Source organism: Neorhizobium sp. BT27B, assembly GCF_050455485.1.
GTDB lineage: Bacteria > Pseudomonadota > Alphaproteobacteria > Rhizobiales > Rhizobiaceae > Neorhizobium.
On sequence record NZ_JBCIYT010000011.1, the window covers coordinates 110,469 to 127,442 of the forward strand.

Consider the following 16,974-nt stretch of genomic DNA (forward strand, 5'->3'; position numbering starts at 1 on the left):
GCTTAAGATGATGAAAGCACCCAATCAGTATGCGTGCAAGTCTCTATCAATCAACGGAAGCTTATCGAACCGTCAATAGGCTTTGACCAACCCTTTGATTTCGCTCGTCAGTTGAGAGAAGCGTGCCTCTGATTAAAGGGGGCGACGGTTCGTTATGGCTCAAGAGCTTAAAAACTGGATCTCGCGATTAATCCGGTACCAGCGTTTTCACGTTGTCGATGGTCGAGCATCGAATGCACCACGTGCTTTCTCGATAATCTCCTGGTTTAAGCGAACCCAGTTCATCACCTGCTCCAACGGTTCGACCAGCGATTGTCCAAGGGGTGTCAGCTCATATTCCACCTTCGGAGGTATCGTGGGAAAAGCCCGCCTCTCCACGATGCCGTCCCGCTCAAGACCGCGCAGCGTCAGGGTAAGCATGCGGTGCGACACGCCGCCGACCTCTCTCATGATCGCATTGAAACGCACTGGCCCATCGGCAAGCACGCCGACCACCATCACCGTCCACTTGTCGCCAACGCGGTCAAGCAGGCTGGAAATCATCTGGCACTGGCTATGATCGCTGTCTGCAAATTTCGGCAGACCGGGCTGGTCCTGCTGCGACACGAGCTTCTCCTTGATTACTGCAGATGGCGGTCACGATAGCACGCGACCAAACGAACAAATAGTTCGTGACGATCAAATCAGAACTGGATTGCCGTCGCTCAAGGTGCTCGCCCAGCCATGCCACGAACATCGGTGATCGTAGTGTACAAATTTGTGCATTCTTGTGCCGATACTCCCGATTTCCATATGTTCGTGACGAACATAATGTTCGTCGGAGAATGCGTATGAAAATTGGTGTCAGCGGCGCGAACGGGCAACTTGGAAAGGCCGTCCTCGGTTATCTCGTCGAGCACGGAGGAAACGATCTCGTCGGCATATCACGCCAGCCGGAGACAGTGATCGCGGACGTCGAGGGGCGGTTCGGCGACTATGATCGACCCGACAGCCTTTCGCAAGCCTATGCCGGGCTTGACCGGCTGCTTCTCATTCCCAGTGCCGATCTCAGGCCAAACGTGCGGGGGCCACAGTTCCGTGCCGCCATAGACGCTGCGGTCGCAGCGGGGGTGAAGCATGTCGTCGTGGTCTCTCTGCAGGGCACGCGGAAGGTCGATGTGCCTTCTATGGCGCGCGATTTCTGGATCGGCGAACAGCATCTCATTGCAAACGCATCGTCCTGGACAATCCTTCGGTCTGGATTCTATGTGGAGGCCTTCGCGCAGGAAGTCCAGATGTCGGCCGCCCATGGCATGCTGGCCGGGCTCGGATATGAATCGGTGACCTATATGGCCCGCGACGATCTCGCGCGATCTGCCGCGGCTGTTCTGAAGGGCGACGGGCACGAGGGAGCCATCTACCAGATCAGCGGACCCGAGAGGATCAGCGGCGAACAGAAAGCCGCTCTGGTCAGCGAACTGATCGGGAAGCCTGTCGGATTCATCGCACTTTCAGAAAGCGATCTGCGATCCGGACTTGCCGCGGCGAACCTACCTACCGACCTCGTGGAGGCGATCGTGGAAACGAAGCGTGATTCTGCAGCCCATAACCTCGACTACCTCTCGGGTGATGTGGAACGACTGACAGGGCGCGTTCCGCAGAGTCTGCGCCAGGTTCTTTCTTCTCTGTTGCCGTGAGGATTGAGATGCAAGGATCATTCACGCATGTCACCGTCGGCACGAACGATATCCTCCGGTCACGCAAGTTCTACGATGCCGTTTTGAGTGCGCTCGGATGGAGCCGTCTCGGGGACATGGGCGATAGCGGATCGGCTTGGGGGATTGACCGCCCGGCCTTCCTCGCGGTGAGGCCGATCAACGGAGAAGCGGCGACCTTCGGAAACGGTGCCACTATAAGCTTCCAGGCACCTTCGAGTGATGCTGTCACTGCTTTTCATACTGCGGCGCTGCGTTTCGGAAGCCCGGATGAGGGTCCGGTCGGGCCAAGACCTTGGGCACCGCATGCCGTTGCAGCCTACACCCGCGATCCTGATGGCAACAAGCTTGCGGTGTATTTCTTGGGGCCGCAGATGAGTTGAATAGATCTGCTGGGCGCAAACGAGCAAGCGAAAGACGGCAGGAACCTTGCTCCTGCCGCCTTTCGCTGATTTCACATCGGCCTAGATGTCGGCAAGCACTGCCGGATCCCCGGAACGCCAGACGTTGTCGACCGTGTTGCGCGTGATGACCCAGACATCACCGCTCCTCTCCAGTTCGACATCGTAGCGGTTCTTCATCATATAAAATCGTGATGGATCGCTGCGCAAAACATGCTGGGCCTCGACGAGCACGTCCATCCGGGCGGTATCGCCATCAATGGTGACGCGAGGATTGCTGACGGAATGGGTCGTATCGACGGAGCGAAGCGATGTCGACAGGGCCGTAACGATGACATCCCTGCCTTCGATAACCGGATATTCGAAACCCGCCTTCGCCCCGGCTGGCCTGAAATCAGAAACGGCGTTTTCGGCAAGCGACGATGACAGAAGCGCCTGGTCGCGCAGATCGATGCCTGCTGCGAAGCGATAGAGGGCTTCGACGACCGCCAGCCTGTCGGCAGCGTCTTGCGTGAGGGAGGATGATGTTGTCATGAATGTACTCCTTGTCATGCCGGAGGCCTGCGGAATGCAAACCTTTTCCGGCCTCGGCGCCATGGGAGCCGATGGTTGTGGGGGGTAAGCTTGGGTGGAACCGCTATTCGAGGTCGGCGTCTATCCGCTCGATCAGTCCGGCCGCATTGATCACAATCCTGAGGATGCCGATCTCATGGCCGAAGTCGCCGGTGAAATCGACGCGGACATCTGATGTGCGGTCATCCAGCATCTCGATGGACAAAAGCCTGGTCGCGGTGTGGTAGCCAACAAAGAACCGCTCGAGATACTGGCGAACCCCGTCAGCTCCCTCGAAGGCATCGCCCACCGAGACATCATCGATGACGGCATCCGGTGCAAACAGGGACAAGGTTGCCTCGACATCGAATGCATTGGCTGTCCGGATGAAGGATTCGACGATCTCTTGCATGGTCGGCTCCTCAGATGTCGATGATCATCGTGTCGGCGATTGTCTGCGCGAAACCATTCCCGAACAGTGCTGCGGGCGTCTGGAAACCGGGACGGGCCTCGCCTGCCAGCACACGACGGCCGGCCTCGGCTGCGGCCATTGCCGTGAACGTATAGCCGTTGACGGTTTCGAGAACGGAACGGGTGATCCTCCCATCCGTGTCGGTGATTTCGACGGCTGCCTGGTAGCGGTTGGCCAGACGCTCCGCTTCGCTCGGGCCGTCCGGGAGAGCCGAGAGATCACCCTGCGGAAAACCGTCGCCGGTGACATGCACGAAGGTTTCGATATCAGCGACACCTGTGGCCCGTGCGATGGTGATAAGGTCGGGTAGCGTCACAGGGAAGCAGTCGACCACGCCCTTGCCGAAGTCGAACTTGCGGATGCCGGTCGCCGGGATGGCGACGAGCTGGCCGTCGACGCGCGCCAGGGTCTCGGTCGTAACATTCTCCATGGCACTGATCGCCGACCCGCGCGACAGTCCGCCCGCGACATGCAGGGCAACCCGGATCCCGAACGGTTTCGCAGCCCGCGCAGCGGCATGTCCCGCGAGACTGCCGAGCATCGCGACACTTCCGCCACCGCCGGGCATGAGCATGGTACCAGCGGCCTTGGCCTGATCGTCGAGCACTTCCGCCAGACGGTAGCTGTCGAGTTCGGCCGCGGTGTCGAGGTAATGAACGCCGTTGCGGATCGCTGCCGTCATCAGCGGTTTGGCGGTGCGCATGAAGGGTCCGGCACAGTTCAGGAGAACGGTGATGCCTGCCAGACCCTTGTCGACCTCGGCCGGTTCGTCGAGACTGAAGACGCGATAGTCCACCCCAAGTTCGGATGCGAGTTTGAAGAGGGTCGCTTCGTTGCGGCCAGCCAGAACGAGAGGCGTGCCTGCCGTCTTCGCATGCTCTGCCGCCATGCGACCGGTATAGCCGGTCGCGCCATAGATCATCAGTTTTGTCATGTCAGTGCTGCCATTCCTTGTAGACGAATTCGAGGCTGTAGCCGTCGGGGTCGCGCACCTGCGCGGCGTAGTAGCGTGGGTCGTAGTGGAGCTGTGCTCCAGGCGGATGGATTTCCGATGCGCCCGCCAACATCGCAGCGGAAAAGGCGCTATCGACTTGGGCCTTGCTGTTGGCGACGAAGCCGATATGTGCTGCGCGTCCCTCGAACACGCCTTCGCGGAGCCAGAAGAACACCCTGCCATTCGCGCCAAACCCCTTCAGGTCTGGATGACCGGGAGGGCCATCCTTTCCATCGTAGTCATGGGCGTGAACAATCCCGAGAGGGGCGAGCGCTGCCTCGTAGAACGCGGTGGACCGGGCGATATCGCTGACGGAAATGAAGACATGATCGAGCATGGTGGCCTCTTTCGTTAGATGATGTAGCCACCCGCAACTTCGATATTCTGGGCATTGATCCAGCGGTTCGGCCCGGACAGGAGGCTGGCGACGACCCCGCCGATCTCTTCCGGTTCGCCAACGCGGCCAAGTGCCGTCTGACCCGCGAGCATTGCCTCGAATTCATTGTTCAGCCCGCCGCCGAGTTCGGTGCGGATTGCGCCGGGTGCGATCGAGTTCGCCCGGATGTGCCGCTCGCCGAATTCCTTGGCCATGTAGCGGGTCAGGACTTCGAGGCCTCCCTTGAACGCGGCATAGGGTGCGACACCGGCCGTCGCCACGCGCGAGGTGGCGCTGGTGATGTTGACGATCTGGCCGCCGTCGGCCATCAGCGGCAGCAGGATCTGGGTCAGGAAGAACGGACCTTTGAGATGGACATTGAACAAGCCGTCGAACTGCTCTTGCGTCACCGCGGCAATCGGACTGTAGAGACCGTATCCGGCATTGTTGACGAGATAGTCGAAGTCGCTACGCCCCCAGAGGATCTCCAGCTTCTCGGCAAGCGCATCCCGAAACGCCGGGAATGAACCGACATCGCCGACATCGAGCTTCAGCGCCACGGCCTTGCCTCCACCCTCGACGATCGTCTTCACGACCTCGTCCGCCTTGCCGGGATTGTTGTTATAGGTGACGACGACGCCCAACCCGATGCGGGCGCATTCGACGGCGGTGCTGGCTCCAAGACCCCGGCTGCTGCCGGTGACGATGACGATCTTCATGGGGCATTCCTTCCCTGTTCTGTGTGATCTCAAGCTAAGCCCGCATGCTCTCCCGCGCTCACCCAATTCTCTTTAAAGCTTGCCTATTCCTGCTTTGCGGTTGCCGACTGGCCCCTGTTCTGTCACGGTCACTCTCATGGAAAAGCAACTTCAGGAACTGCGCGGACTGGCCTCGTCTGCGGAAAACTGCCGCACCGAGACAGGCATCCCGCGCGTGGCTATGGTTCAGGGCGAGATCCCCGAACATCGGCTGTCAGCCGTTTACGAGCCGATGATCAACCTGATCCTGACGGGTTCGAAGACGATGACTGTCGGCGAGCGGACCTTCGCCTATGATCCTGCCACCTATTTCGTCATGTCGGTCGATCTTCCAGCCGTCGGTTCGGTGCATCCGTCGGCGGACGGTGAACCCTATCTCGCGGTCAGCCTGACGCTGCATCCGCCGACAGTGGCAGCCCTAATCAGCGACTTGCCCGTGCAGGTCTGCAGCAAGCTGTTCGGCTCCGGCTTCTCCGTCGCGCCGGTCAACGACGAATTCCTCGACGCCTGGGTGCGGATGCTCCGGTTGATGGACCGTCCGGACGAGATTGCCGTGCTGGCACCCGCTTATGAACGGGAGATACTGTTCCGGGTGCTGCAGGGTCCGCTCGGCTGGATGCTCCGTGATATCGCAGCACCTGATGCCGCCATCTCGCGGATCGGCGTTGCCATCCATTGGATCCGCGAGAACTTTGCCAAGCCTCTCAGGGTCGAGGCGCTTGCCGAGATGGCCTCCCTCAGCATCTCAGCCTTCCATCGTCACTTCAAGGCGGTCACGGCGCTCAGCCCGATCCAGTACCAGAAGCAGGTCAGACTATTGCATGCGCGGACACTTCTTATGTCTGGAGAGGGAAACGCGACATCAGTGGCGTTCGGTGTAGGATATGAAAGTCCGAACCAGTTCAGCCGGGAATATGCCCGACAGTTTGGATTGCCTCCATCCAAGGACGCGATAAGGCTTCGAGGCGAGGCGGCCTGACATCGCGGAGCGCAGGGTGCGCGGCGACTATTGAGGGATGTCCGGTCGAAGGATTACTGTTAGCACCAAACGTGCGGTCCTGATTTCATCAATGATTTAGTGCGCCCATGAGTGGTGGACGCGGCTTCAAACCTGCTCAAGGCGTGATACGCTGCTGACAGCTTAACTTGCGAAGTCGTCGTCCAGAGCGCGCCCGGCCATCTCCGCACAGTGGGTTAGACGCTCTGTCGAGTAGCCGAGGCAGGCATAGGAGGACAGACCACGGAGGGTCATCAGAACGTAATCGGTTACCCGCTCTGGATCCCTTGCATGATGTTCTTGAATGTAGTTGGCGATAATGTCGGCACCACCCTTGGCTAACTCGGCAGCCATGTTGCGGGCCGTCTCGTCGTCAGCGCGCATGCCTTCGGTGACCATGCAGCCCTTCCACTTATCGTGGCGGGTATATTGTTCGGTTGCCCTGACAAAGAGCTTCGTCAACGCTTCCGCTGGCTTGCTGTCCGGCGTGAGGATGTCGTCCAGAGGTAAGAAATCGGTCTCGACATAACGCTTCATCGCCCGATTGAACAGCTCGGCCTTGCTTCCATAGGCCGCATAGAGACTGGGTGCGACGATAACCAGCGCATCGCACAGGTCCGCCACGCCCACGGCATCATAGCCGCGTTCATGAAAAAGACCTTGGGCGATTGCCACCCCTTCCTCCCGATCGAAGGCCGGACGCCTCTTGCGAACTTTTGTTTCCATGGATCACCTGTTCAGCCTCTCTTTATAGCGAGCGCTAACTGCGGCGACAAGCTCTGGAGAAAAATATATAGCGGTCGCTAAATAGATGTTGCGCCGCACTGCAAACGACTGTAGCTGTCTATATAGCGACCGCTAAATAGGTTGCCATCGTCATAAAGGAAACATCGATGTCATTCGAAGGAAAAGTCGCGCTCGTCACGGGCGGATCGTCAGGGATCGGTCTGGGCATTGCCAAGGAACTGGCTTCACTCGGCGCCAAGGTCATCATCACAGGTCGCCAGGACGCAAAGCTTGATGCCGCGGTGAAAGAGATCGGCGGCGATACCAAGGGTATCAAGGCAGACGTTTCTAACCTCCAGGAACTCGACACGCTGTATGCCGCCATCAAGTCCGAATATTCGACGCTCGACATTCTCGTTGCCAATGCGGGCTTTGGAATTCTGGCTCCCTTGGGCGCCATCACCGAAGAGCAATATGACAGCATTTTCGACACCAACTTGAAGGGTGTCATCTTCACCGTGCAGAAAGCCCTGCCGCTGATGGGTTCCGGCGGCGCAGTTGTGCTAATCGGGTCGACAGCTTCCATCCAGCCCGGCACGATGATGAGCGTCTACGGTGCGACCAAGGCGGGCCTTCGGAATCTGGCAAGATCCTGGATCGACGACATCCGTGGTTCTGGCATCCGGATCAACGTCGTCAGCCCGGGCCCGGTCAGAACCCAGTCCCTCTACGACTTCTTCCCCGAGGAAAAGCGCGACGAGATTCTCGCGCATCTCGAAACCAAGAGCACAGTGGGCCGTCTTGGACAGCCGAAGGACATTGCCAAAGCTGTCGCCTTCCTCGCCAGCGAGGACGCTGGCTACATCAACGGCGTCGAACTGATCGTCGACGGCGGCGCATCGCAGATCTGACGCGCGTGGGCTGAGCAAAGACCGGCCCAATCCTTCAACACCCAAGACTTCTTGGAAAGGTGGCGCGACATGGCGACCAGCGAAGGAGGACCCATGTCCTCAAATTCCTCACGTCTTCGACGTGCAATAGCGCTGACGACGATCCTGACGGCTCAGCTCATGCTGACGATGGACTTCCTGATCGTGCTGGTCGCGCTGCCAAAGATCCAGACAGAGCTCGGATTTACCCCGGCCGGGCTTTCGTGGGTGCCGAACGCCTTCGCCTTGGCGTTCGGCGGCCTTCTCTTGGCTGGGGGCCGCCTCGGTGACATCTGTGGCCAGGTGAAAGCCTTCAAGATTGGCATTGCTGTTTTTGTGGCGGCATCGCTGGTGGGCGGTATCGCTGGAACGCCGTTTCTCCTGATCCTTGCACGTGTTCTCCAGGGTGCCGGGGCAGCTCTTGCCGGACCAAGTGTTCTCGCTCTCATCACGACGATGGCGCGTGATGAGAGCGAGCGGAACCGGGGCCTCTCCCTCTTCATTTCGATTTCCTCGGTCGGAGCTTCCGTCGGGCTCATCCTTGGCGGCGCCCTGACCGACCTGCTGTCATGGCGTTGGTCGCTGCTGATCAACGTTCCGATCGGGGCCGTCGTCCTCATTCTCATCGGCCGTCTGGTCAAGGAAACGGAACCGAAACCAGCGCGGCTCGACATTGCAGGTGCGCTGACGGCGACCCTCGGATCGGTGGCGCTCGTCTATGCCTTCATCAGCGCTGCCGAGCACGGGTGGACAGCCGCGTCGACAATCCTGTCCTTCGCCATCTCCGCTGCTCTGCTCGTGTCGTTCTTCCGGATCCAGAAATGGGCCGCGGAACCTCTCCTCGACCTGTCGCTGCTGCACAGTCGGCCACGCGTCGGCGGACTGATCGTGATGGCGATCATCGTCGGAATGCACTTCTCGATGCTGTTTCTGATCGTGCAGTATCTGCAGCAGGTCCTCGGTTTCGCACCACTGATAGCGGGCCTTGCCTACCTGCCGCTTACCGCCACCGTCTTTACGGTCTCGCCGTCCATGCCCCGCTTGATCGTCAGGTTCGGGCCTCGACCGCTCTTGGCCTTAGGCGGCGTGCTGGTTGCTCTGAGCTTTGTCGGCTTTGCGGTACTCGACGATAACAGCGCCTATTTCCCTGCCGTGTTCGTGCCCCTCGTCATGCATGCCATCGGCGTCGCGCTGGTCTTCACGCCCGGGACTGTCGCGATCATGGAAGGTGTGCCTGCTGAGCATGCAGGTGCGGCCTCGGGGCTCCTGCAGATGGACCAGCAGGTTGGCGGTGCGCTTGGCCTCGCAATCATCGCTGCCGTCTATGCGGGCAGCTCGGTTCCGGGCCAGTTCACGGTCGGACTTGGAAATGCATTTGCGGTTGCCGCAGTGATCTCGCTTCTCGCCACTCTGGTCGCGATCAGGACGGTGCGCCCAAAGGCTCCCTCAATCGGCACTGAGGTTCCAAAACCCCAAGCCGCTCACGTCTAAACCCCGCGCGGAGCCTTCGGGTCCGCCAATCTCAAAGGAACTGTCATGACCAATACCACTGACATCATCGCACGTCTCGACGCTGAAAGCGCCATCACGCGGTTGCTCGCGACCTACACCCACCTTCTGGACGACGGAAAGTTCGATCAGGTTGGCGAACTTCTCCAGCATGCCACCATGGATATCCTCGGTGAAACGGCAAGCACCCGCGACGGCATCGAAAAGTACCTCGCAGCCGGTGTCCAGCGACATGGTGATGGTACCCCGCGGACGTGGCACCAGGTTTCCAACATCATCATCGACGTCGATGCCTCCGGGGAGAAAGCCAACTCCGTCTGCTACTTTACTGTTCATCAGGAACTCGAAGGATTCCCGCTGCAGCCGATCTGCACAGGCCGTTACGTCGATACGTTCGAAAAGCACGATGGCGAATGGCGTTTCGTCTACCGCCTTTTGAAGCCACGCCACTTTGGTGACCTCCATCATCACGTCGGCCAGCCGATCGACAAGTCGAAGGCATGATGGATCAGTCATGACCAATCAACCGACAGCGCTGATCACCGGCGCAAACAAGGGTATCGGACTGTCGATCGCCAGGGGACTCGGTGCCCTCGGATATCAGGTCTGGGTCGGATCCCGTGATGCCGCGCGCGGACGCGCAGCCGTTGTCGGACTCGAGGGGGCGGGCGTCGACGCCCGTCACCTCCTGATCGATGTGGCGGATCCCGGCAGTGTCGAAGCAGCCGCTATCTTCCTGAACAGGCAGTTGGGATCCCTCGATGTGCTGGTCAACAATGCCGGGATCGCCTTGGGTTTCTCAAATCCGCCGAGCGAGCAGTCCATGGACGAGTTGAAAGCCGTCTATGAGGTCAACGTCTTCGGGCCGATCCGCGTGACACAGGCGTTTCTACCGCTTCTAAAGAAGGCCGCCGGCGCTCGCGTCGTAATGATGAGCAGCGGCCTTGGGTCGCTCGGTCTCGTCACCGATCCAACGTCGATCTATTCCACGGCGAACCTGCTCGCCTACAACTCTTCGAAGACGGCGTTGAATGCGGTGAGTGTTGCCTTTGCCAAGGAGCTCGCGCCGTTCGGCATCAAGGTCAACGCCGTCGAGCCGGGCAGCGTAGCCACCGACCTCAACGGCAACAACGGTGCACTGACACCGGATGAGGGTGCCGCAAGCGCGATCCGACTTGCGACGATTGGCGCCGACGGCCCGACGGGCGGCTTCTTCGGACACGACGGCACGCAGCCCTGGTAGCCGTCGCTTCCGCTATCAGACGACAAGGGCAGTCAAACGGCTCCAAAAATTGAGGTTTGAAATTGAGCACTGAGAAGAAACATGCGCTGATAACCGGCGCGAATAAGGGCATTGGCTTTGCCATTGCCAAAGGGTTGGCCGAGCAAGGCATGACGGTCTGGATCGGTGCCCGAGATCGCGAGCGGGGAGAGGCGGCGGTTGCAGAGCTCATGACGGACGGCCTGGATGCGAGGTTCCTTGCAATCGACGTCGCCGACGACGCCAGCGTTCAGAAGGCGGCTGCACGGCTCTCCGACGAAATCGACGCGCTCCAGGTTCTTGTCAACAATGCCGGGATCTTGGTCGATGTCACTACGCCATCAAGCCAGATTCCGATGGAGGACATCAAGTTGACCTTCGAGGTGAACTTGTTCGGACCCATCCGGGTGACCCAGGCCTTCGTTCTTCTGCTGAAGGCGGCACGAGACGCCCGTGTCGTCATGATGGGCAGCGGCGTGGGATCGCTCGCGCTCATCACCGATCCGACCTCGCTCTATTCGAGCGTCAATCTCCTCGATTACACCGCTTCCAAGGTTGCGCTGAGCGCCGTCACGGTTTCCTTCGCAAAGGAGCTCGAGCCGTTCGGGATCAAGGTGAATGTCGTCGAGCCCGGCCATGTCCGCACGGATCTCAACAAGAATACGGGCTTTATCTCGCCGGAAGAGGGGGCGCTGACAGCAATCAAGATGGCATTGATCGGTAGCGACGGCCCCACAGGAGGATTTTTCGGAAGCCATGGTCGCCAGCCCTGGTGATCGTGCGTCGGCTAACTGCAAGTTGGAATTTTGAAATGCGGGCGCCAGTTTAGGAGTGGCGCTCGAATAGGCTGAACCCGTTGAGCCAAATGACTCCAGACTTGGTTGCTTCCATCTGCGGGGTCGCTGGTTCCGATCCTTTCGAGGCGGGCGAGTCTGGCCAAGATTGGTTTTAACGAGATAAGTCTCGCTCAATGACTTCACGAGAGCCTTCGGCGGAATCCTGCTCCGGACGAATGTCCGCACCGTCGGATTTATCAGCCCTCATCGCCTTTTCGATGCCCTTTTTAGCCTGCTTCTTCAGGTCTTCTCGCGCCTGATCGGCTGTTTCCGGGTCACTTCTTGATGCATCGCTTCCTTGATCTTTTCGTTCGTCAACCATGATATTCTCCGGTCTGGGGTTAGCGTTCGCTAATCGACGGTAGGTGGAGAGCGACCTCTCGACGCCCTTTTTCATCCAAGGGCTCTACGTTGGCCTGCCAGTAGGCTTTGGCCTCCGGCGGCTTCTAGTGCTAACGATATCATCATCGACCTTCGCAAGCCGCTGGCCGCCGAGGCGAAGATATTCCATCGCGGTTCTGTGGGATGACGTGTCTGTTTCGCCGGCGCGCAATTGCTGCTCAATTTCGTTGGGTCTGCCCAAGCACCTGGAGGAGTGCCGCGTCTTCGGGCTTGCCGGCTCGCTCCTCGAGGAATGTCGCGAGGGCGGTGAGGGTTTGATGCCCACCCGACGGCTCATTGGCCGTGTGTCTAACGACCGTTTCCCCATCGCTGGTCTCCAACGACCAGCGGTTGCCATTGGTGCTGACAGAAAACTCCTTGGTTTCGCTCATGTCGTTATCCTTACGTTGGAAGCGCTGCAATCGCTTACAACGGGTCTGACGCACGAACGTTACTGCCGGCGGCCGAAATCGTTCCAAAACCTCAGGACGGGAACATGCCGGTGGCAGCTGAGACCTCGGTTCGCATTGCATCGAGTGACCCGCGCAGGACCCTAATATCAGCGCTCAGGGCGGGAGCCGCATCCTGCTCTTCCCAGTAGAGAAGGGTATTGTGCCAACCAGTCGTCGTTTCGATCAGGCCGCGGACGCGCTGCATTGTCCGCTCGTCCACCTGGATCGCCGCCCGCTCGGCGTTCTGAGCGAGCTCGACGAGATCGTTCGCCTCCACGCCCCAGATCGGCAGCGCCGTCCGAAGCTTGAGGATCTGGGCATTGATGTCGTCAATCTGAGTTTTTTCCATCACCATGATATGGTCTGAAAACCGGTTCCTTCAATGAGCAGGCAAAACTAAAGGTTGACTTATAGGGGTGCGACTTCTATTTTTGGTTTTATCGATCGTTTGCTTGCTGAGCTTTGGTTACCGCGCGATTAGCACCGCGCCTTGAGCGAACCTTCCTTTCAGAAACATCGCTATCGCCATCCGCGTCGCCTCCGTTGCGCGGTCGATCAATCATGTTTTCAAAGGGATCATCATCATGACCACAGGCACAGTAAAATGGTTTAACTCCACCAAGGGCTTTGGCTTCATCGAGCCTGACAACGGCGGCGCTGACGCGTTCGTCCATATCTCGGCTGTTGAACGCGCCGGAATGCGCGAAATCGTCGAGGGCCAGAAGCTTGGTTACGAACTTGAGCGCGACGTGAAGTCGGGCAGGATGTCGGCCTGCAACCTCCAGGCAGCCTAACCCCAACCCGGTTCCGTTCTTGACCACGGATGTACTAGCACTGACGAAACCGCGTATCTGCGAGGCCGGGCGAATAGCCTGGCCTTTTTTGTGCTCGCCCTGAGCGGGCTTTTCCAATTGGAACTGTTCATGACACAGACACACTCGAAATCCAGGCAGCAGGCCGAGATTGCCTTTGGCCATACCCAGTCGCAGTTCTTCGCCAGCAATCATGCGATCGAAGAGTTGGACTCTGTCGTCCAGGCGCGCGAAGCGAAGACCCAAAGACTGCGCGAGGCACGCCTTGCGAAGGAAGCCGAGGACATCGCGAAGGCCTCTGCCGTCCTCATCGCAAAACGCACACGCAAGGGTTAACCTCCGAGAGGTAACACCGTGATCGATCTTGAAGAGAATATGGAATGGACGTCCGGTCAGCTACGACGCGCTATCAAGGCCGCAGGCGTCGCTCTGTGGACATGGAACGTCGACACGGACGCGTTCATCATGGATCTCCGGGGATACGAGCTCTGGGATCTTGGCGCCAATGGTATCCTTTCCTTCGAAGATCTTTCGGCCAAGATCCATCCGGCCGATCGAGACCGTGTAAGGGCCGCTTTCGTCGCCACGCGCGCGCTCGTCGGGCCCTATGAAATTGACTTTCGGATATTGAGCGGTCTTGACGTCCGCTGGATTTCGGCGCGGGGGCAGGGAAGTGACGACGATATCGTCGCTCGCGTGATGACAGGCATTTTTCTCGACGTGACCGGACGCAAGCAGGCCGAAGAGGGGCTATTAGTTTCACGATGTTTCTCCTCCATTTCTATGAATCCGCCAAGCGGGGTGACCGCTAGGAGGTTCCGGCGATCCCTCTATCCGCCGGTTTTATTCAGCGGCCGATAGCGCTCATGAATCGCCCGGTTTCTGGACCTGGAATGGGCCCAGGTCCAACGCATCTGCCTTAAATCTCGACCAATATCTTGCCGACGACCGATCCCGAATTTTGGGCAGCATGCGCCTCCGCAATATTGTCCAGCGGCACCTTCAGTCCGATGGCGGGTTTGTAGGCTCCTACATCCACACAAGCCGACACGTCTTTAACGGCCAGGCGGAACGCTTCTTCCGGAATCGAATAGAAGAAGACAAAGCGGAAAGCATAGCCGCCGAACATCGTTTTCAGAAACGGCATGGAAAGACGGACCTGCGGATCCTCCGTCGCGTAGGCCGTGACAACACCGCTCGGGCCAAGGCACGCAATGTCTGTATCGATATTTGCTGCCATGTCGACGTCAACGATACGATCAACGCCGCGTCCCTCCGTCCAGGTCTTGATAGCCCCTGGAATGTCGTCGGTCTTGCGGTTGATGATGAGGTCGGCGCCTGCTGCTCGCGCGACTTTCGCCTGCTCGTCGCGGCTCACTGTTGCGGCGACTTCCGCACCGGCCCATTTGGCAAGAAGGATGGCTGCCGTTCCGACTGCGCCAGCACCACCCTGCACAAGTACGCGGCGACCTCTGATATCGCCATCGGCAAAAAGGCAACGATGTGCCGTGATGGCGGCAATACCAAGCGATGCACCGACTTCGAAGGACGCATTGTCACCCAGGCGAACGGCGTATTCAGACGGGAGGCTGATATATTCCGCAGCGGTGCCGAACGGCTGCCCTGTCTGCGCCTTGTACATCCACACACGTTCGCCGATACGGTTTGGGGAGACGCCCGGACCAACCTTGTCGATGGTGCCAGCGCCATCCTGATGGGGAATAATTTTCGGGAAGGGCATCGGAGCCCCGGCAAATCCGCTTCGTGTCTTCAGGTCCGTCGGATTGAGGCCCGACACCGCGACCTTGACGCGAACCTGTCCATGGCCGGGTTCCGCATCAGGAAGCTCTCCGATGGTCAAAACCTCGGGGCCGCCCTGTCTGTCATAGAATGCTGCCTTCATCGAAATTCTCCTTTGCGTGTCCCGACCACTACCTTCTCGAACTTCAATATTGCAACTAGGCAACATTTCTGCGCATAGGGGTAAAAAGTACACTATTGGGATTGTCGATGGCGAAGGAAATGTACAACTGCCCCGTGGAGGCGACGGTCGATGTGGCTGGCGGCAAGTGGAAGCCCGTCATCATTTATCACCTGTTGGACGGCCCCAAGCGCTTCGGGGAGCTGCGCCGTATGACAGGCGACCCAAGCCAGCGCTCGATCACGATGCAACTCCGGCAGCTTGAGGACGACGGGATCGTCAATCGGGAGGTTTTTGCCGAGGTTCCACCCCGTGTGGAATACTCTCTGACGGAGTTTGGCAAAACGCTGTGGCCGGTCCTGCGTGCCATGAAGGAGTGGGGCGATTCCTTCATGGCACGATCCGGATCGCACCTGCCTCGTGCGACGCGATCCGAAATCCTAGTTCCGAGCGACGCAGTCGTTCTCGGTGACGTCGTCGCCGCGGATGATACGGGCGTATAAGTCGGCGCTCAGCTTCGGCGTGCGCTTTTGGGTGTCCCAGTCGACATAAATCATGCCGAAACGGCTTGCATAGCCGCTGAGCCACTCAAGATTGTCGTGACTGGACCAGACGTGATAGCCCCTGACATCGGCGCCGTCTGTCATCGCTGACTTCATCGCGGCAATGTGGATGACAAGGTAACGGCATCGCTGGATGTCGTCGACCTTACCGTCCTTCATCACGTCTTCGCCGGCAAAGCCGGCGCCATTCTCGGTGATATAGACAGGCGGGTTACCGTATTCGCTCTTCATGCGACCCAGCAGGGCCTTGAATTGGTCCGGACGAACAGCGCCGTTGAATGCCGAGTACACCGTCTTGGGCAGATACTGCTCGGCGGCAAATCTATCAGTCGGATTAGCGCCGTTGCGGACGTACATCGGCGAATAGAAGTTGATGCCCAGATAGTCGAAATGGGCTTGCCCGATCGTCTTGGCATCATCCGGCTCGACGCCAGTATCAAGGCCCCGCGCTGATACCATGTCCAGCACATCCTGGGGATAGCTACCTTTGTACATGGCGTCGAGGAACCAGCGGTTCAGCACGCCGTCGGCCAGTACAGCCGATTTCTTGTCGGCATCGCCTGCACCATCTTCCGTGATCGTCGGGAAAAGCGGTACGGCGAGACCAAGCTGGCCCTTGTAGCCATGCGCGTCGAAGCTCTTCTTTGCTGCCGCTGCAGCAAGAAGAATGTGATTGTAGGTCTTGAGCGAAACAGCCATGTGGTCCGCATCGGGCAGGATCTTGAAATCGCCCTTGCCATGGTCGCGAATGTTCTCGGCAAGCGTCTTCGTCGCTCTTTCGACTGAAGGTTCGTTGATCAGAACGAAGAGATCGACCTGATCGTGGAAGTTGGCGAAGACCGCATCCGCGTAACGCTGAAACCACTTCACCGAGTCACGATTTTCCCAGCCACCCGCTGCGGCGAGAGAAGAGGGCATGTCCCAATGGTAGAGCGTCAGCATCGGCGTGATGCCTGCGTCCTTCAAATCCTTGATGAACTGGCGATAGTGGGCGACCGCGGCAGGATTGACGGGACCAAGGCCGTCCGGAATGATCCGCGGCCACGATATCGAAAACCGGTAACTCGTCAGCCCAAGTTCTTTGAAAATGGCGATATCCCTCAGATATTGGTCGCGATTGTAGAAGTCGATGGCGACGGCTCCGGAAACGCCCGGGCCAGCAAGATGAAGGCGATCGAGATAGTCGTCCCAGACCGAGGGGCCCTTTCCATCCGCAGTCGAGGATCCCTCGACCTGGTAGGCGGCCGAAGCCGCCCCCCATAGAAATTTGTCGGCGGCTGCCGAGGACGAGGGGGCCATCGCCGATGCGGCGGCGATGACAGCACTCATCGCCGTGATCC

At 59.1% G+C, this 16,974-nt stretch carries 23 protein-coding genes and 1 pseudogene; 12 read left to right on the top strand and 12 right to left on the bottom strand.

Annotation, left to right across the window (positions count from 1 at the left end; genetic code table 11):
• Positions 1-207: 207 nt before the first annotated feature.
• A complete protein-coding gene (locus AAIH70_RS24435) occupies positions 208-606 on the bottom strand; it encodes a winged helix-turn-helix transcriptional regulator (protein WP_430036035.1) in 399 nt (132 codons plus the stop codon).
• 224 nt (positions 607-830) lie between these two features.
• On the opposite strand from AAIH70_RS24435, the gene AAIH70_RS24440 reads away from it, so the two are divergent.
• Positions 831-1,676: an NAD(P)H-binding protein gene (locus AAIH70_RS24440; RefSeq protein WP_430036037.1), complete on the top strand. Its 846-nt coding sequence runs from the start codon at positions 831-833 to the stop codon at positions 1,674-1,676.
• A gap of 8 nt (positions 1,677-1,684) precedes the next feature.
• Entirely contained in the window at positions 1,685-2,077 is a 393-nt protein-coding gene (locus tag AAIH70_RS24445; protein WP_430036039.1) for a VOC family protein, read from the top strand.
• Positions 2,078-2,158: 81 nt separating this feature from the next.
• Here AAIH70_RS24445 and AAIH70_RS24450 read toward each other — a convergent pair whose 3' ends face one another.
• The 5 genes from AAIH70_RS24450 to AAIH70_RS24470 form a co-directional block, all read right to left on the bottom strand.
• On the bottom strand, positions 2,159-2,629 hold the full coding sequence (locus AAIH70_RS24450) for a nuclear transport factor 2 family protein (protein ID WP_430036041.1): 471 nt from the start codon (positions 2,627-2,629) through the stop codon (positions 2,159-2,161).
• 103 nt (positions 2,630-2,732) lie between these two features.
• The gene (locus AAIH70_RS24455) at positions 2,733-3,059 is read right to left on the bottom strand and encodes a nuclear transport factor 2 family protein (protein ID WP_430036043.1); all 327 of its coding nucleotides are present in this window, start codon (positions 3,057-3,059) and stop codon (positions 2,733-2,735) included.
• 10 nt (positions 3,060-3,069) lie between these two features.
• On the bottom strand, positions 3,070-4,053 hold the full coding sequence (locus AAIH70_RS24460) for a saccharopine dehydrogenase family protein (protein ID WP_430036045.1): 984 nt from the start codon (positions 4,051-4,053) through the stop codon (positions 3,070-3,072).
• 1 nt (position 4,054) lies between these two features.
• Positions 4,055-4,450, bottom strand: coding sequence for a VOC family protein (locus AAIH70_RS24465; RefSeq protein ID WP_430036047.1), 396 nt, complete (start codon positions 4,448-4,450; stop codon positions 4,055-4,057).
• A 14-nt stretch (positions 4,451-4,464) separates the two neighbouring features.
• Positions 4,465-5,208, bottom strand: coding sequence for an SDR family NAD(P)-dependent oxidoreductase (locus AAIH70_RS24470; RefSeq protein WP_430036049.1), 744 nt, complete (start codon positions 5,206-5,208; stop codon positions 4,465-4,467).
• A gap of 136 nt (positions 5,209-5,344) precedes the next feature.
• Here AAIH70_RS24470 and AAIH70_RS24475 point away from each other — a divergent pair, with 136 nt between their 5' ends.
• Entirely contained in the window at positions 5,345-6,226 is an 882-nt protein-coding gene (locus AAIH70_RS24475) for an AraC family transcriptional regulator N-terminal domain-containing protein (RefSeq protein WP_430036051.1), read from the top strand.
• A 162-nt stretch (positions 6,227-6,388) separates the two neighbouring features.
• On the opposite strand, the gene AAIH70_RS24480 is transcribed toward AAIH70_RS24475, so the two are convergent.
• Positions 6,389-6,970, bottom strand: coding sequence for a TetR/AcrR family transcriptional regulator (locus tag AAIH70_RS24480; RefSeq protein ID WP_430036053.1), 582 nt, complete (start codon positions 6,968-6,970; stop codon positions 6,389-6,391).
• Positions 6,971-7,137: 167 nt separating this feature from the next.
• Between AAIH70_RS24480 and AAIH70_RS24485 the strand changes: the two genes are divergently transcribed.
• The 5 genes from AAIH70_RS24485 (at position 7,138) to AAIH70_RS24505 (ending at position 11,445) form a co-directional block, all read left to right on the top strand.
• Positions 7,138-7,881: an SDR family NAD(P)-dependent oxidoreductase gene (locus tag AAIH70_RS24485; RefSeq protein WP_132280917.1), complete on the top strand. Its 744-nt coding sequence runs from the start codon at positions 7,138-7,140 to the stop codon at positions 7,879-7,881.
• Positions 7,882-7,974: 93 nt separating this feature from the next.
• Positions 7,975-9,390 (top strand): MFS transporter, encoded by a 1,416-nt coding sequence (locus AAIH70_RS24490; RefSeq protein WP_430036055.1) that lies wholly within the window; start codon positions 7,975-7,977, stop codon positions 9,388-9,390.
• A gap of 45 nt (positions 9,391-9,435) precedes the next feature.
• Complete coding sequence (locus AAIH70_RS24495) at positions 9,436-9,912, top strand: nuclear transport factor 2 family protein (protein WP_148200697.1); 477 nt, start codon at positions 9,436-9,438, stop codon at positions 9,910-9,912.
• 10 nt (positions 9,913-9,922) lie between these two features.
• Entirely contained in the window at positions 9,923-10,651 is a 729-nt protein-coding gene (locus AAIH70_RS24500) for an SDR family oxidoreductase (RefSeq protein ID WP_132280908.1), read from the top strand.
• A gap of 62 nt (positions 10,652-10,713) precedes the next feature.
• Entirely contained in the window at positions 10,714-11,445 is a 732-nt protein-coding gene (locus tag AAIH70_RS24505; RefSeq protein ID WP_430036058.1) for an SDR family NAD(P)-dependent oxidoreductase, read from the top strand.
• A 172-nt stretch (positions 11,446-11,617) separates the two neighbouring features.
• On the opposite strand, the gene AAIH70_RS24510 is transcribed toward AAIH70_RS24505, so the two are convergent.
• The 3 genes from AAIH70_RS24510 to AAIH70_RS24520 form a co-directional block, all read right to left on the bottom strand.
• The gene (locus tag AAIH70_RS24510; RefSeq protein WP_430036060.1) at positions 11,618-11,827 is read right to left on the bottom strand and encodes a hypothetical protein; all 210 of its coding nucleotides are present in this window, start codon (positions 11,825-11,827) and stop codon (positions 11,618-11,620) included.
• Between the two features lie 238 nt (positions 11,828-12,065).
• Positions 12,066-12,278, bottom strand: a complete 213-nt coding sequence (locus AAIH70_RS24515) for a hypothetical protein (protein ID WP_430036062.1) — start codon at positions 12,276-12,278, stop codon at positions 12,066-12,068.
• 91 nt (positions 12,279-12,369) lie between these two features.
• A complete protein-coding gene (locus tag AAIH70_RS24520) occupies positions 12,370-12,693 on the bottom strand; it encodes a hypothetical protein (protein WP_112506290.1) in 324 nt (107 codons plus the stop codon).
• A gap of 229 nt (positions 12,694-12,922) precedes the next feature.
• On the opposite strand from AAIH70_RS24520, the gene AAIH70_RS24525 reads away from it, so the two are divergent.
• The 3 genes and pseudogenes from AAIH70_RS24525 to AAIH70_RS24535 form a co-directional block, all read left to right on the top strand.
• Positions 12,923-13,132, top strand: coding sequence for a cold-shock protein (locus tag AAIH70_RS24525; protein ID WP_430036064.1), 210 nt, complete (start codon positions 12,923-12,925; stop codon positions 13,130-13,132).
• Positions 13,133-13,261: 129 nt separating this feature from the next.
• On the top strand, positions 13,262-13,486 hold the full coding sequence (locus AAIH70_RS24530; protein ID WP_132280898.1) for a hypothetical protein: 225 nt from the start codon (positions 13,262-13,264) through the stop codon (positions 13,484-13,486).
• Between the two features lie 39 nt (positions 13,487-13,525).
• Positions 13,526-13,900 (top strand): annotated as a pseudogene (locus tag AAIH70_RS24535) (histidine kinase); the annotation flags it as partial.
• Positions 13,901-14,069: 169 nt separating this feature from the next.
• On the opposite strand, the gene AAIH70_RS24540 reads toward AAIH70_RS24535, so the two are convergent.
• Positions 14,070-15,053 (bottom strand): NADPH:quinone reductase, encoded by a 984-nt coding sequence (locus AAIH70_RS24540; protein ID WP_430036067.1) that lies wholly within the window; start codon positions 15,051-15,053, stop codon positions 14,070-14,072.
• A 119-nt stretch (positions 15,054-15,172) separates the two neighbouring features.
• Between AAIH70_RS24540 and AAIH70_RS24545 the strand changes: the two genes are divergently transcribed.
• Entirely contained in the window at positions 15,173-15,574 is a 402-nt protein-coding gene (locus tag AAIH70_RS24545) for a winged helix-turn-helix transcriptional regulator (RefSeq protein ID WP_430036113.1), read from the top strand.
• On the opposite strand, the gene AAIH70_RS24550 is transcribed toward AAIH70_RS24545, so the two are convergent.
• On the bottom strand, positions 15,512-16,963 hold the full coding sequence (locus AAIH70_RS24550; RefSeq protein ID WP_430036069.1) for a glycoside hydrolase family 1 protein: 1,452 nt from the start codon (positions 16,961-16,963) through the stop codon (positions 15,512-15,514). The genes AAIH70_RS24545 and AAIH70_RS24550 overlap by 63 nt on opposite strands.
• Positions 16,964-16,974: the final 11 nt, after the last annotated feature.